Raw genomic sequence first — 14683 nt, 5'->3', positions numbered from 1 at the left:
GGCGCATTCAACAAGATACCTCTTCCGGAGACTGGAAGCTGGGTCGGCGGTGCACTCCTTACAGACTGGGAGTATAACGGATTTGGACTTACAAAGAATTTCGGTATTGGCCAGGTTCAGGCAGTGTTAGCACATCCTAACCGTATCAGCGGTAACGACAAGAGCGTATTTACCGATTCAAAAGGTACAACTGCTGTGAAGGCGTATAATGATGGCTTCAATGGCGGCGACTGGATGTTCATGGCAAGAGGTTCATTCAAGTTCACAGAGCGTATCGGATTAGATCTCGGCGGTCAGATTTTCATCGGAGACAATGAAGATACAAAAGGTGCGCTTTATACGGATGCAAATGGAAATCCTGCTTACGGCGTAGGCGATCTTACATTTAAGAACTTATGGACAGTTTATGCAGCACTCAACTTCAACTTCACCGAGAATATCGCATTCAGAGGTATTTTCTATCATCAGGACTGGAAGTTAGAGCAGCTTCAGCAGGATGCAGCTGGACATTGGGGCTGGCATTCATTGAATAGAACCGATCGTAGCAAACTCTTTGACGATTCTAACCACTGGGCAGTTCTCTTTGACGTAAAGCAAGACGCATTGAAGTTCACCAGCTTATGGCTCGAGTACGGCCAGTTCGACGAAGGCTTTATCAATACGAAAGCTGATAAGGGTCGTTTCTTCTATAGCGGAAGCGATATCGTCAATGATTACTATACATATGGCGGTATTCAGGCAGCTTACGACATTAAGTACTGGAGAATCGCTCTCGGCCAGCAGTGGACAGACAAGATTGCAACTCACATCTTCTACTATGGCTACAAGGTTAAGAATGCAAACTACAACGGTACAGAAGCAAAACCGAAAGAAATCGGCGTAGGCGTACAGTATAAGCTCAATGACTACACAACAATGGGACTTAACTACGTACATGTTGATAACGACTTCGGCGCGCCCAACACAGAAGAGAAAGACAATATCGTCAGATTCAGAACGTCAATCTCCTTCTAATCTGAGACTGAAACAATTAATTATTTAGCGCAAAGAGGTTTTGAATCGAGATTTTACCGTAAAGTTTTGATGATACAAGGGGAAGGAAAACGGAATATAGATTCGGTTCAATACTTCTGAAGTAAAACAAGAAATTTCAAGCGGGATATCCGAGTGTGGGTGTCCCGCTTTTTTTTGTGATATACTTAGAGACGTAACAAATTTCGCACGCCCGGTTAAATTAAAGGTGTCACACAAGAACGTGATTAAAACTTGGGCGCAGATTAAACCTTTATAGGAGGACATAACAAATTGGCAGTAGCAAGTATGAAGCAGTTGCTTGAATGCGGAGTCCATTTCGGACATCAAACACGCCGCTGGAATCCCAAAATGAAGCCTTACATTTTCACCGAACGTAACGGAGTCTATATCATTGACCTTCAGAAGACCGTCAAAGGCCTTGACCGCGCATACGATTTTATTCGCGAAACAGCAGCAGCAGGCGGACACGTTTTATTTGTCGGCACTAAGAGACAAGCTCAGGAAACAATCAGAGACGAGGCTACACGTTGCGGGCAGTATTACATCAATCAACGCTGGCTCGGCGGTTTAATGACTAATTTTCCGACAATCAGGCGCAGAATTTCCCGTATGCTTGAACTCCGCAAATATGATGAAGAAGGCACATGGGAAGAATTTACAAAGAAGGAAACAGCAGCACTCAAGAAAGAGCAGTTAAAACTTGAGAAATATCTCGGCGGTATCGCAGCAATGACAGCCGTACCTGATGCAATTTTCCTGATTGACCCAAGACGCGAGGAAAACGCAATCGCAGAAGCAAGAAAATTACATATTCCGGTCGTATCAATCGTAGACACAAACTGCGATCCTGAAATGATTGATTATCCCATCCCCGGCAATGATGACGCTATCAGAGCAATTAAATTAATTACAGGTTTAATGGCTAATGCTGTTATCGAGGGCAGGCAGGGCGAGGACGCTGTTATTATTCCTGTTCAGGAGTTAAGCGGCACCGATGCACTTAGCGACGACGAAAAATTAATTGCTGAACGTGAACGCCTCCATGATACTTATGAGGGCAATATCGACGACGAGACAATGGAGGGTTAAATTATGGCAGAAATTACAGCCGCAAAAGTTAAAGAATTACGCGAGCGCACAGGTTCAGGCATGATGGACTGCAAAAAAGCTCTTGCAGAGACTAACGGCGATATGGAGAAAGCAATTGATTATCTCCGCGAAAAAGGTCTAGCAAAGGCAGCAAAGAAGGCAGAACGCAACGCAAGCGACGGAAGAATCTTCCACATCGTAAGCCCTGACGGTAAATTGGGTGTAATGATCGAACTTAACAGCGAGACAGATTTTGTTGCTAAGACTGATGAGTTTAACGGACTCGGAAATAACATCACGACTCATTTATTCAATAAGGCATTTGCTGACACTGAGTCATTACTTGCAAGCGTTCACGAGTCAGGCAGCACAATTAATGAATTAATCACGGCGATTATTGCCAAACTCGGCGAAAATATCGTGCTGAAGCGTTTTGCAAGATTTGACGTAGCTGACGGGCGCGCATTCTGTTACATTCACAGCAATTATAAAGTAGGTGCGTTGCTTGAACTCGAGTCAGCAGATAAATCAAAACTTGACTCACCCGAATTTGCAGAGTTAGGACACGAAATTTGTATGCAGATAGCAGCGGCCAACCCGTTATATTTAGTGTCTGAAGATGTACCCGAAGACGTTTTAGAGCGCGAGAAAGCAGTTTACCGCCAGCAGCTTTTAGACGAGGGAAAACCGGCCGACAAGATCGAGAAAATTATTCCCGGCAAATTAAGAAAATATTTCGAGACAGCTTGTTTGCTCGAACAGGAATATATTAGAGATTCTGACAAGAAAATAAAAGATTTGCTTGCTGAGGTCGGAAAGAAGCTCGGCACAAAAATTACAGTGAAGCGTTTTGCACGTTTTGCTATAGGCGAGTAATAAAAAATTTTGCCCGGTGTGTTAATTCGCGCCGGGTATTTTTGTAATTTATGAACGGAGGCTGATATAATGCCCAGATTCAGACGTATATTATTAAAGCTCTCTGGTGAAGTGCTTGCAGGGGATAAGCACTCAGGATTTGATTTCGGAGTCGTTCAGGATTTCGCGGAAAATTTAGCAAAGATTCGTGATGCAGGCTTTGAGCTTTCACTTGTAATCGGCGGAGGTAATATGTTACGCGGACGTGATGCGCTTGATTACGGACTTGACCGCGTAATAATTGATTCAATGGGTATGCTTGGAACTGTCATGAATGCACTAGCAGTAAAAGCAGCTCTTGCAAATTTGAATATTCCCGTGAAAATTTTATCTGCTGTAGGAATGCCCCCTATTGCTGATTTATATAATCGTGAACGCGCTAGAGATTTTCTTGCGTCGGGGAATGTCGTAATTTTTGCGGCGGGGACCGGACATCCGTTTTTCTCGACTGATACGGCGGCGGCTCTGCGTGCTTCTGAACTCGGACTCGACTGCGTTATAAAGGGTACTAAGGTCAATGGAATCTATGACAAGGATCCGGAAAAGTTTTCTGACGCAAAATTTATTCCCGAACTTACTTATAATGAAGCAATCTCACGCGATATTAAAGTAATGGACACGGCAGCATTCGCAATTTTCCGCGAGAATAAAATTCCTGTCTGGGTCATAAATATTCAGGACTCAGGCTGGGCAGATAATATAATTAACGGCATCAACACCGGCACAATATTAAAGGAGGATTAATTTACGATGGCAATAGATGAACTTGCAGAACTCCGCGCAAATATGGATAAGGCTATAGCTTTTCTTCAGAGTGAATATTTATCAATCAGGACAGGCCGCGCGCACCCGGGACTCGTGAGTGATATAAAAGTTGATTATTTCGGCAGCCCTACACCGATTAAGCAGCTCGCAAATGTTACTATACCTGAAAGCAGGTCGATTCAGGTCGCACCGTTCGACAAGTCGACTCTAAAAGCTATCGAGAAGGCAATTTTAGCAGCAAATATCGGAATGACCCCTCAAAGCGACGGCACTGTAATAAGAATGACCCTCCCGGAATTGACAAAGGCTAGGCGCGTTGAACTCACGAAAATTTTAGCACGCAAAGCAGAAGAGTCTAAAGTCGTAATCAGAAATTACCGCCGCGACACAATAGAAGCCCTCAAGAAACAGGAGAAGGCCTCAGAAATTACAGAAGATGACCTCAAGAAATTGACTAAAGATGTGCAGGACATTACGGACAAGTACATCAAGAAAATTGACGAGGTCTACAAGGTAAAGGAAAAAGAAGTACTCGAAGATTAAAGGAGGTTATAAATTATGCCAGACGAAAGCACCCAGTATAACACGCCCGGTTATGTAACGTTCAAGATGAAATTTAAGCGTCTGACGGGAATAGATTTAAACTCGTACAAAGACCAAATCCACCGCAGGACTCACGAGTTAATGAACCGCTGGAAATGCAAGAATCACGACGAATATTTTGACATCATCAACAGCGACGAGAAAAAATTACGTGAATTTCTTGACCACTTGACAATTAACGTATCTGAATTTTTCCGCAACGACTCTCAATGGTGGAAATTGCGCGATAAAATTATTCCTGAATTAATCAAGAAACGCGGTACAAAACGTCTCAAACTCTGGAGCGCAGGTTGTGCAACCGGTGAAGAGCCTTACTCACTCGCAATTTTGTCGGCTGTATGCGGTCTCGACACGATGAATCCCGTTTTAGCTGCTGATATAGATCAAGGCGCAATTAATACGGCACAGAAAGCAAATTACCGCAAGTCTCAATTACTCAACGTCCCTAAAGAATATCTCGCAAAATATTTCACAACTAAGGACGGCGGAGCTACTTACGACGTTAACCCGGAAATAAAGCGCAGAGTCTCATTCAAGAAATTAAACATGATTGAAGATCCCTTCGGCGCAAATTTTGATTTGATTCTCTGCCGTAACGTAGTAATTTATTTCACCGGTGCTACTAAAGATAAGCTCTACAAGAAATTTTTTGATGCTCTTGCGTCGGGCGGTTATTTCTTGGTCGGATCAACTGAGCAGATTTACGGCTATCAGCAAATAGGATTTGAGTCGGCCGGTCCGTTCTTGTATACGAAAAAATAATGTATGAGCACTCTTTAACAAATTCGCTGAAAAATGTAGTGTTGACCCTATGCAATCAACAAGGCTGGAAAAAAGTACGCCGAGTCATTGCTAGAGTCGGAGGCCTGCGGAGCGTCAATCCTGAATTAATGTCGTTTATTTTCGCAGGTCTCACAAAGGACACTCCCGCAGAAGGCGCAATTTTATCGGTTATTATGCTGCCTGTAACTTTGCGCTGTTATTCCTGTGGCAGAATAGGAATCCGCGAAGACAAAGATTTTACCTGTCCCACTTGCGGAAGCAGCGATGTTAAATTATTATCGGGTCTCGAACTCGGTATAGAAGCTATAGAAGTAGACAACAATTTTTATAATCATGAATGAAAACGGAGAAAATATTTTACGTCAATTATCAGCACGACAGCAGGAAGCAGTTACTTACACTGACGGGCCTTTACTTGTTTTAGCAGGTGCAGGAAGCGGAAAGACTCGAGTCTTGACTCACAAAATAGCTTGGCTCGCAGCTGAAAAAATTTTAGAAGAAATGAAATCGCGCGGCGTTAGACTCATGTTCGGGTGGCGACGACTCACGGGTAAATTTTCGCTATAATAACAATACGAGGCAGGCAAAAATTTTTACAATCATGAATGAAAACGGAGAAAATATTTTACGTCAATTATCAGCACGACAGCAGGAAGCAGTTACTTACACTGACGGGCCTTTACTTGTTTTAGCAGGTGCAGGAAGCGGAAAGACTCGAGTCCTGACTCATAAAATAGCTTGGCTCGCAGCTGAAAATATCGCAGACCCTGAAAAAATTTTAGCAGTAACCTTCACGAACAAAGCAGCAGGGGAAATGAAATCGCGCATTGATTCACTTCTTCCGGGCGTTAAAGTTCAGGCGGGGACATTTCACGGTTTCGGCGTTAGATTCTTATTCAGGCACAGGGACGCAGCGTCAGATATTGCAGGACTCGCAAATAATTTTTCAGTCCTTGACAGGAACGACTCACGGTCATTATTGCAGCAGTTAATGAAAGAGTTGCAATTTCCTGAAGGCGAATTAACACCGGCTCAGGCAATGGACGCAATAGCACGCGATTATATTTTATGGTCGGAACATTCGCAGGAGTCTGAACTTGACGAGGCAACATTTAAGCTCGCTAAGGCATACAGAACAAGACTCAGAGAATTAAACGCGGTAGATTTTGATGACTTGATGATTTTGCCGCTCGAAATTTTACGCCGAGTCCCTGAAATTAAACGTTATGAACAAGACCGCCTGCAATGGATTCTAGTTGATGAATATCAAGATGTTAATTTGCCTCAATACAGATTAATTCGATACTTGGCCGGCCCTAACTGTATTGTAAATGTCGTAGGAGATCCCGATCAATCAATTTACGGCTGGCGAGGCGCAGAGATTCGAATGATTCTTAATTTCGAGCACGATTTTAACAACGCAAAAACTATTGTATTAGACGAGAATTATAGATCTACAGGAAATATTTTAACCGCGTCTAATGCCTTAATACGCAACAATACAGCGCGACTCAAGAAAAATTTGCACACGTCAAGAAGTAACGGCGAAAAAATTTACACACTTTTAGCGCAAAACGATTTTCAAGAGGCAGATTTTATCGTTCAGGAAGTCGAGAGGTTACAGCGAATTTATAATTACGATTATGATGACATCGCGATTTTATACAGACAAAATGCAATGAGCCGAATTTACGAGCAAAAATTTTTAGAGAATCACATACCCTACAGAATCATTAAAGGCTTGTCGTTTTATGACCGCATGGAGGTGCGCGACGTTTTATCACTGTTGAAGCTCGCGTTAAATCCCTTTGACCGTGCAGCACTTGACCGAGCCGCAAATTTCGCAATTAAGGGTATGGGGCCGAAGCGTCGTGCAGAGTTTGAAGAGTGGCTCTCATCACAGAAAGATTTTCGCGACGATCCGTCAAAAATATGGTCTCTCGTTCTCGGCGGTGCTTGGGACGTTAAAGGCGCGTTTCTTGAGGCTATAAAAAATTTCGCGTCTCACATGTGCGCAATATTAGAAATTGCCGATGACGGAATTAGACCAGCAGTAAATTATGTAATAGATGATATGAATTATCGCGAATATCTAAAGCAGCATGACCCCGAAAACTGGAGCGACAGACTCGAAAACGTCAAAGAGTTAAAATCTATCGTACCGGAAGGAAAATTAAGCGAGACTCTTGCAGAAGCAGCACTATACACCGACGCAGACACGCAGAATGATGACCAAGAGAGCGCAATAAATTTAATGACTCTTCATGCGTCAAAAGGGTTAGAATTTCCTGTTGTTTTTCTCGTAGGACTCGAAGAAGATATTTTTCCGAGTTCACACGCCCGCGACAACGCCGACGAAATGGAAGAAGAACGCAGATTATGTTATGTCGGAATGACACGCGCTGAAGAGAGATTATATTTGACTGCTGCAAGGTCGAGAAGGCTTTACGGCGGAATAATTCAAAAAGGTTTCTCGCGATTCTTGTTCGAGATTCCCGACTCGTGTCAAAAAGTTGATGACAGGGGTAAAGCTGCTCCCATACAAAAAACTTTTTACAAGAAAAATAATTATTATGACAGTTATAGCAGTAACAGGAAGTATCGGAGCTGGTAAATCGACAGTTAGTAAATTACTGGCTGAAAAATTGCGCTGTGAAAGATTTGACGCTGATTCAATAGTCGCTGATTTGTGGTCGAGCGAAAAAATTAAATCTCTGGCCGTCAAACGCTGGGGAAAAAATATAATTGACTCGTCAGGAAATATTATCAAGTCAGAAATTTCACGGCACATTTTTAATAATGAGAGCGAATATAAATTTTGTAATGACATGTTACACCCGTTAGTCATGGCAGAATTACACGAGCGCGCAAAAAATTTATCACTTTCCGTGTTAGAGATTCCGTTATTATTTGAAGTCGGGCGGCCTTCATGGATTGATGAAATTATTTATGTCCGCGCAGATTTTAGAGTCAGGCTCGAAAGGTGCATAAATAATCGCGGCTGGAGTGAGTCAGAACTATCACGGCGCGAAAATCTTTTATTATCAGAGAGTCATAAAATTTCATTGAGTGATTATATAATAGCAAATAATTACGGACTTGATGAGCTAGAGAGTCAGATAAATTTATTTGTGAGTCAAACGTTGTGACTCGTATCTTGATTGCCTGTTCGTAAATCCAGATTATCGACAAAATTTCCGACCTGCCAGCAAATATTCCCGTCATTAGCAAGAATCCTGACAAGTTCGGATATTAACGTCGAAAAATTATTTATATAACCAGAGATAAAGAAATTTGACTCATACGTCGAGACAGCTTCCGCCGATAAATTCGCGAATTACTGAATTATTTGGGATCCCGTCATTATTCAACGCAGGCACAAACCGCAAAATATTTAATAATCTCAAGGCCTCGCTAAAAACTGATGAATTCTCGTCTACAGTGTGCAATAACGGTTCAACATAGGGCTTCAAGACTCCGAGTTCATATGGCAGAGCAGAATTAAATATCGCATTTGCACGGCTTCTGTACGGGAAAATATATTGTTTTGCACCTCTGATAACTTTCGGGTAAACTTCAAGAGTTACCTGCGCAGATTTTCCCCTTGTTCTGTAATCGCGGATTATGCGCCGTAATAATCTATTGTCGCTCGTGCGCGTTCTGTTGTGAGGGTCTATGCAAATTCCAGTCAATGGCGAGACAAATATACCGTAACGGCTCGACTCTGGGAGCATCTCTAAAATTTTATCGTTCAGGCCGTGAATACCTTCCATGATTAACACGTCAGAAGGTTTTAATTTTATGACTTTGCCGGGCTCTTTCCTTCCGGTTATGAAATTATAAACGGGTGTAATAACTTCTTCGCCAGCTAAGATTTTTGCAAGATTATCACCGAGTAAATCAAGATCTAGCGCGTCGAGTCTTTCATAATCATATTCTCCGGTCTCGTCTTTGGGTGAGTCTTCGCGTTCCTTGAAGTAATTATCAAGAGGGAGAGTCACGGGCGTTTTTCCGCAGACCATTAATTGAACCTTGAGACGTTCTGAAAATGTTGTCTTGCCAGATCCTGAAGGCCCCGCAATTGTTACGACTTTAACGGGATGTGCGGCGATGTCTTCTGCTATGCTGCCGAGTTTTTGCGAGTGAAAGGCTTCGGCGATTAAGATTAATTCTTGAATTTTCCCTTCTGTGACTCTGTGATGTAATTTGTTCAAATAATTTAAATCTAAGACTTGCAGCCAGTGAGCATAATCAAAGAAAATTTTTCCCATTGAAGGATCTGCTTTCAACGGCGGGATCTCGTCGGGTGATTGAACAGTCGGAGTCCTTAATAACATGCCCTGCTCATATAAAACTATGTCAAATAATCGCAGCATTCCTGTTGATGGAGCCATTGTCCCGCCGCAAAAATATCCGTAATTTTCCCCGCAGCGATAAACTTCAACAGGATCTAAATTTGCGCGCACAAATAATTCTGCAATTTCCGTTTCTCCCTGCCTCTGAAAGACTCTACGTGCCTTGTCTATCGTGAGAATTTCACGCGTTATAACTGCATCGCGCCTGATTATGTCGTTCATCTCTGATTTTATTTTGTCAATGTCGGCTTGAGTTACTGCCCCGTCCTCAAATTCCCAGTACAAACTATCTGCTAATGAATGTCTTAGAATTGCTTTGCGGCCTAAAACTCTTGCACATGCGATTATTAATACAAAGCCTAATGAACGTTGATATATTCTCACACCTGTAGGCGAATTTGTCATGATAAATTCAACTGTTGCATCTTCATCTATAACCCAATCAAGAGGGCGGGTGTAATTATTTACGAACCAAGCTATAACTCTGCGCTGGGGCATACCGTGTCGGGCGATCATTTCTTCCATTACGTCATGACCAGTTACGGGCGCGTCTCCTGCTATGTAAGTTGCTATATATTGATCGCGCTTAAGTGCCGCAGTTAATACACAAACTGTAAATGCCATTGTTTAACACCTTCTCTAATATAAATATAATTTGTGTAATTATAGCTTAGATTCAGTCAGTTACGTTATTATTGCGAATTTATTAAAGATTGCAGAGAGAAAAATTTTGATTTATGCTGTATTTCTTGCTTTAACTGGATTGTCCCAATAAAATTATCTCGCTGGCCTCAACAAATGCGCCGAAAATTTTTATACAGACTTTATGTCATATTAAGAGACTCAATAAAATAATTATTACGCTTCACTGCCAAACTTTCACGAACAATAAAATTATTTCGCTGACTTCAACAAATGCGCCGAAAATTTTTATGCAGACTTTATGTCATATTAAGAGACTCAATAAAATAATTATTACGCTTCACTGCCAAACTTTCACGAACAATAAAATTATTTCGCTGACCTCAATGAATGCCGCCGAAAATTTTTGTGCAGATTCTATGTCATATCACGAGACTCAATAAAATAATTACCCCGCTTCATTGCAAGACTTTAACGAACAATAAAATTATCTCGCTGACCCCAACGAATGCCGCCGAAAATTTTTATGCAGACTCTACGCCATATTATGAGACTCAATAAAATAATTATCCCGCTTCACTGCAAGACTTTCACGAACAATAAAATTATCTCGCTGGCCTCAACAAATGCGCCGAGCAAATCTCCAGTTATGCCGCCGAAAATTTTTATACAAACTTTACGCCATATCACGAGACTCAATAAAATAATTACCCCGCATGAAATATCAATTACTGCAAGAAATACATAAACCGCCGCAAAAATAAAATTATCGCGTGAACTTCTTGACGTTCCCAGCATTACAGCAAGCCCGCCGGATTTCGCAAATTTTACATTATTCAGCAATAAAGCCATGCCCAAACGCGACCAAGCCGGAATTAATGCAAGCTCATAAAAATTTATATTATCACTCTCGAAAATTTCAGCAAATAAAAAAGTTTTCAGCATTAAAGCACTTACGCAAGCCATTACAGCAAATGACCCCGCGTGAGTGTCCGATAAAATTTTTAGCCGTGTCTGTCTGTCTCTGTGTGAAAAAATTGCGTCGCTAGTGTCCATAAGCCCGTCCATGTGAAGACCGCCGGTTAATGCAAGTGTTGCAAGAGTCATGACTAATCCGCGAAAATGGCCGGAAAATTTTACGCATTCACGCAATAAAATATATAATCCCATCCATAACGGCGAAAAAATTATTATTCCCGTCAAAGCCAGCATTACGCAAAAAAATCGCAAATTCTGACTCGTCCATTCAGGCAAAAATTTCTGCGGAACTGGTATAATACTTACAAAGGAACAGACGATTAATAAAGATTTTAACATTTTTCGCACTTCCTTTAGCGTTAAATAAAATCGGGGCAGGATTTGTCCTCCCACCCCTACTATAAGGTTATTTCTTTTTGTTTGTCTTAGAAGAAATCTTCCTGCGGCAAACTGTAAATGTTACAGAAAAAACCTTGCTGCAGAACCTGAAGCTAAATCGGTAGGTTATACTGCTGCTATCAGCTTTAGGCATTGAGTTTACCTCCTTTCTTAAGGGAGTGCCCATCCGTCGCTAAAGGGTGGGCTTTTGCTATGATAATGGAACTCTCACAGCAAAATTTTTATCGAAACCAGCAAAACAAATCAGCGACGTACTAAATGCTCATTACTGATATATAGTGCAAATATTTTATCATGAAAATTTTTCGCAGCTGGTATAATATAAATAATGAGCCGGAGATATTCCCCGACTCTTACTGATTATCTTAAGCGCGATGGCTTCTGCTTCTTATTTGATTCAGAGCTGTACTTAAATCCAAAGGATATAAGCAACCGCCCTAATCTCAGTTTGAAGCTAAGATAAATTCTTCGAATGTTTGGCGACATTTGAAGTTTCTCCTTTCTTCAAGGATACCAGCCCCGTCTGGACTGGCTCCCCCCGGTTTTGAAGCCGGGGAAATTTTTTAAGGCATTGATGTATTACGACGGTACTTCAATATGTCATAAACACTCGGTGAAAAAATTATATCATTCTCTCGTCATAAGCTCATCGAACAAATTTACATATTCCTTCATGCGGTCAGAGCTTGCAAAATTTTCTCTCGCATAATTCACGCAATTTTCACGCAAAAATATTTTTTCCTCGCAGACTCTTATTATTTCGCGCTTAAATGAGTCATAATCTTCATAATTTACTACTACGCCGCAAGTATTATTTATTGTCTCAGGTGATCCGCCGGTTCTGTAAGTTACAACAGGAGTCCCGCAAGCTATTGACTCAAGATTTACGGTCGGGAAATTCTCTTCTTTGGTAGGATTCGCAAAAACGTCTGCATCCGAATAAATTTCTGCTAATTCTTGAGCGTTCCAAGTCCGTCTAATGTGTAAAATATTTTCTGGAATATCGCATTTTACCCCTTTAACATCGCCTACTACTACAATTTTGAATCTATCGTCAAGATCGCGCGCCAATTTTACAAGAACGTCAAAACCTTTTCTGACTCCCCAGCCGGACGCAACAGCCAGCACTATAAATTTTTCGGGAGGAATATTATATTTTTCGCGGAATTTCCCCGGTGAAGGCTTGAAAATTTCTAAATTTATACCGTTGTGAATGACTCTGATATCATAACCGCCCAAAAATGACTCTTTCGCGAGATCAGCAAGCCACTTAGACGGACATGCAATTATAATTTTATCGCGGTCAATTCCTGTAAACCATTTGCGCTTCAACTGCCATAATAATTTCGTCCGGTCAATATACATAGCGGGATATTCTTTTAACGTCGGGCAATGATGACAGCCGGTGCGCCATTTTTCGCAATGTGATATAGTAAAATACGGACATCTGCCGGTGAAGCTCCAGCAGTCGTGAAGAGTCCAGACAACTTTAATTTTTCTGCGCTTGATGTAGTCAAATAATAATGAAAGATTTATATAATTCCCGTGTAAATTGTGCAGATGAAATATAGAAGGCTTTAACGAGTCAACCCTGTTCAGAAATTTTTTAGTCGCAAAATAATTTAAGCAGTCAATAAAGCCCGATAACCTTTCAATTTTTGCATTTACTGACATTGCTAGATTACCGGAAATTTTTATTTCGTGAGGTTGAAGAGTCCTTTTTCCGCCGAATAATAACCCGTCCTCGCGCCAGTTCAACGAGAAAGCCTGCCAGACTTCATAACCGCGTGACTCGGCCTCATGAGCTGCTAATTTTGCTATACTTGCTGTACTGCCTTTAGTGCCTCCGTTGATCTCGATTATAGTTTTATTGTTCAATTATGCTAACCTCCGCGAAAAAAATAAACGGCCCGGACAACAAATCCAGACCGCTAAATTATATCTCGTTAGGCTTTAAAAGTTTGTGCGACCCGTTCAAGTTCTTTGCGTATTTCTATGTGCTGCGGACAAGCTTTCTCACATTTTCCGCATTTAATGCAGTCTTTCGCGGGCTTGTGTCCCATTCCGGTTACGTTCCAGTCGTGATTATGCTGTGCGCTCTCGAAATTTTTATAAAGCGTCAACATGTTCAATGAATTAAATGATGCTGATATGCCTATATTCATCGGGCAGACTTTCGCGCAGTAATTGCATGTCGTACAGGGAATAATCGGAACTTTTGCGAGTTCAACGCGTGCAGCCTCGATAACTTTTTTCTGTTCGGGAGTCAAATGAGTAAAATTTTTCATGAACGATAAATTATCGCGCATTTGTTCAAGATTCGACATTCCCGACAAAACTGTTATAACGCCTTCCAAGTCAGCAGCGAATCTAATCGCCCATGATGCACATGATGACTCAGGTTCGGCAGCTTTCAAAACTTTTTCTACGTTTTCAGGAGGAGTCGCCAAATTTCCGCCTTTCACGGGTTCCATTATGATAACGGGCTTATTGTGTTTGCGCGCGACCTCGTAACATGCTCTTGACTGTATAGAATGACTCTCCCAATCTCCGTAATTAATTTGCAGCTGTACAAATTCCGCTTCAGGGTGCTTATTGAGAATCTCCTCTAACTGTTCGGGCGTTGAATGGAATGAGAATCCCAAATGTTTAATTTTGCCCTTCTTCTTCTCGTTCAGGAAATATCCCCATAAATCCCAATCATCAAATGGTGCAGTTCTTGAGTCGCCTAAGTTGTGAAGTAAATAGAAATCGAAATATCCTGCGCCGGTCTGCTTTAATGATGTCTCGTACTGATTAATTGCGTCTTCTTTTGTCTTGCAGTTGATCCACGCGGCATTTTTTGTAGCGATCTGATATTTTTCCCGCGGGTAACGTTCGACAAGTGCGATTCTCATTGCGTCCTCGCTCCCCGGATAAGCCCAGGCCGTGTCAAAATATGTGAAACCTGCTGCAAGAAATTCATCGACCATTTGTTTTGTCTGCTCGATGTCGATAGTATTCTCGTCAATGTGAGGCAGACGCATTAACCCGAAACCTAATTTTTTGATGTCCTCGCCTAAGAATGACATAAAATTTTACCCCCTAGTAAAGTTTTGCAATATAATATCATGTTAAAT

The 14683-nt window shown here is 41.6% G+C and carries 15 protein-coding genes; 11 read left to right on the top strand and 4 right to left on the bottom strand.

Features of this window, described 5'->3' with window-relative positions:
- The 10 genes from IJT21_01545 to coaE form a co-directional block, all read left to right on the top strand.
- The coding region (locus tag IJT21_01545; GenBank protein ID MBQ7576931.1) for a hypothetical protein at positions 1 to 1014 on the top strand (1014 nt) is incomplete at its 5' end.
- 291 nt (positions 1015 to 1305) lie between these two features.
- Entirely contained in the window at positions 1306 to 2124 is an 819-nt protein-coding gene (gene rpsB, locus IJT21_01540) for a 30S ribosomal protein S2 (GenBank protein MBQ7576930.1), read from the top strand.
- A 3-nt stretch (positions 2125 to 2127) separates the two neighbouring features.
- Positions 2128 to 3000, top strand: a complete 873-nt coding sequence (locus IJT21_01535; protein MBQ7576929.1) for an elongation factor Ts — start codon at positions 2128 to 2130, stop codon at positions 2998 to 3000.
- 69 nt (positions 3001 to 3069) lie between these two features.
- A complete protein-coding gene (locus IJT21_01530; GenBank protein ID MBQ7576928.1) occupies positions 3070 to 3783 on the top strand; it encodes a UMP kinase in 714 nt (237 codons plus the stop codon).
- A 6-nt stretch (positions 3784 to 3789) separates the two neighbouring features.
- Positions 3790 to 4347 carry a ribosome recycling factor gene (gene frr, locus IJT21_01525; GenBank protein MBQ7576927.1) on the top strand — a complete coding sequence of 186 codons (558 nt, stop codon included), beginning with the start codon at positions 3790 to 3792 and terminating at the stop codon, positions 4345 to 4347.
- Positions 4348 to 4362: 15 nt separating this feature from the next.
- The gene (locus tag IJT21_01520) at positions 4363 to 5169 is read left to right on the top strand and encodes a protein-glutamate O-methyltransferase CheR (protein ID MBQ7576926.1); all 807 of its coding nucleotides are present in this window, start codon (positions 4363 to 4365) and stop codon (positions 5167 to 5169) included.
- Positions 5169 to 5531, top strand: coding sequence for a hydrogenase maturation nickel metallochaperone HypA (locus IJT21_01515; GenBank protein MBQ7576925.1), 363 nt, complete (start codon positions 5169 to 5171; stop codon positions 5529 to 5531). Before IJT21_01520 ends, IJT21_01515 begins: the two co-directional genes overlap by 1 nt.
- Positions 5524 to 5757: a UvrD-helicase domain-containing protein gene (locus IJT21_01510; GenBank protein ID MBQ7576924.1), complete on the top strand. Its 234-nt coding sequence runs from the start codon at positions 5524 to 5526 to the stop codon at positions 5755 to 5757. Before IJT21_01515 ends, IJT21_01510 begins: the two co-directional genes overlap by 8 nt.
- Before the next feature lie 34 nt (positions 5758 to 5791).
- Positions 5792 to 7804, top strand: a complete 2013-nt coding sequence (locus IJT21_01505; protein MBQ7576923.1) for a UvrD-helicase domain-containing protein — start codon at positions 5792 to 5794, stop codon at positions 7802 to 7804.
- Positions 7764 to 8339: a dephospho-CoA kinase gene (gene coaE, locus IJT21_01500; protein ID MBQ7576922.1), complete on the top strand. Its 576-nt coding sequence runs from the start codon at positions 7764 to 7766 to the stop codon at positions 8337 to 8339. Before IJT21_01505 ends, coaE begins: the two co-directional genes overlap by 41 nt.
- 150 nt (positions 8340 to 8489) lie before the next feature.
- Here the strand turns inward: coaE and IJT21_01495 are convergent, their stop codons facing one another.
- Positions 8490 to 10169, bottom strand: a complete 1680-nt coding sequence (locus IJT21_01495) for a nucleoside kinase (protein ID MBQ7576921.1) — start codon at positions 10167 to 10169, stop codon at positions 8490 to 8492.
- A 408-nt stretch (positions 10170 to 10577) separates the two neighbouring features.
- On the opposite strand from IJT21_01495, the gene IJT21_01490 reads away from it, so the two are divergent.
- Positions 10578 to 10748: a hypothetical protein gene (locus tag IJT21_01490; GenBank protein MBQ7576920.1), complete on the top strand. Its 171-nt coding sequence runs from the start codon at positions 10578 to 10580 to the stop codon at positions 10746 to 10748.
- A gap of 15 nt (positions 10749 to 10763) precedes the next feature.
- Here the strand turns inward: IJT21_01490 and IJT21_01485 are convergent, their stop codons facing one another.
- The 3 genes from IJT21_01485 to IJT21_01475 form a co-directional block, all read right to left on the bottom strand.
- Positions 10764 to 11504, bottom strand: coding sequence for an adenosylcobinamide-GDP ribazoletransferase (locus IJT21_01485; protein MBQ7576919.1), 741 nt, complete (start codon positions 11502 to 11504; stop codon positions 10764 to 10766).
- 687 nt (positions 11505 to 12191) lie between these two features.
- On the bottom strand, positions 12192 to 13442 hold the full coding sequence (locus IJT21_01480; GenBank protein MBQ7576918.1) for a glycosyltransferase: 1251 nt from the start codon (positions 13440 to 13442) through the stop codon (positions 12192 to 12194).
- Between the two features lie 68 nt (positions 13443 to 13510).
- Entirely contained in the window at positions 13511 to 14635 is a 1125-nt protein-coding gene (locus tag IJT21_01475; protein ID MBQ7576917.1) for an aldo/keto reductase, read from the bottom strand.
- Positions 14636 to 14683: the final 48 nt, after the last annotated feature.

Source organism: Synergistaceae bacterium (genome assembly GCA_017443945.1).
In the GTDB taxonomy this organism is placed as follows: domain Bacteria; phylum Synergistota; class Synergistia; order Synergistales; family Aminobacteriaceae; genus JAFUXM01.
This window is presented reverse-complemented; position numbering and strand designations above follow the sequence as displayed.

Coding starts and splice junctions, on each gene's coding strand:
- IJT21_01490 (MBQ7576920.1), top strand. CDS start 10,578: ATGCCGCCGAAAATTTTTGTGCAGATTCTATGTCATATCACGAGACTC.
- IJT21_01520 (MBQ7576926.1), top strand. CDS start 4,363: ATGCCAGACGAAAGCACCCAGTATAACACGCCCGGTTATGTAACGTTC.
- frr (MBQ7576927.1), top strand. CDS start 3,790: ATGGCAATAGATGAACTTGCAGAACTCCGCGCAAATATGGATAAGGCT.
- IJT21_01495 (MBQ7576921.1), bottom strand. CDS start 10,169: ATGGCATTTACAGTTTGTGTATTAACTGCGGCACTTAAGCGCGATCAA.
- IJT21_01510 (MBQ7576924.1), top strand. CDS start 5,524: ATGAATGAAAACGGAGAAAATATTTTACGTCAATTATCAGCACGACAG.
- coaE (MBQ7576922.1), top strand. CDS start 7,764: ATGACAGTTATAGCAGTAACAGGAAGTATCGGAGCTGGTAAATCGACA.
- IJT21_01485 (MBQ7576919.1), bottom strand. CDS start 11,504: ATGTTAAAATCTTTATTAATCGTCTGTTCCTTTGTAAGTATTATACCA.
- IJT21_01505 (MBQ7576923.1), top strand. CDS start 5,792: ATGAATGAAAACGGAGAAAATATTTTACGTCAATTATCAGCACGACAG.
- IJT21_01475 (MBQ7576917.1), bottom strand. CDS start 14,635: ATGTCATTCTTAGGCGAGGACATCAAAAAATTAGGTTTCGGGTTAATG.
- IJT21_01535 (MBQ7576929.1), top strand. CDS start 2,128: ATGGCAGAAATTACAGCCGCAAAAGTTAAAGAATTACGCGAGCGCACA.
- IJT21_01515 (MBQ7576925.1), top strand. CDS start 5,169: ATGTATGAGCACTCTTTAACAAATTCGCTGAAAAATGTAGTGTTGACC.
- IJT21_01530 (MBQ7576928.1), top strand. CDS start 3,070: ATGCCCAGATTCAGACGTATATTATTAAAGCTCTCTGGTGAAGTGCTT.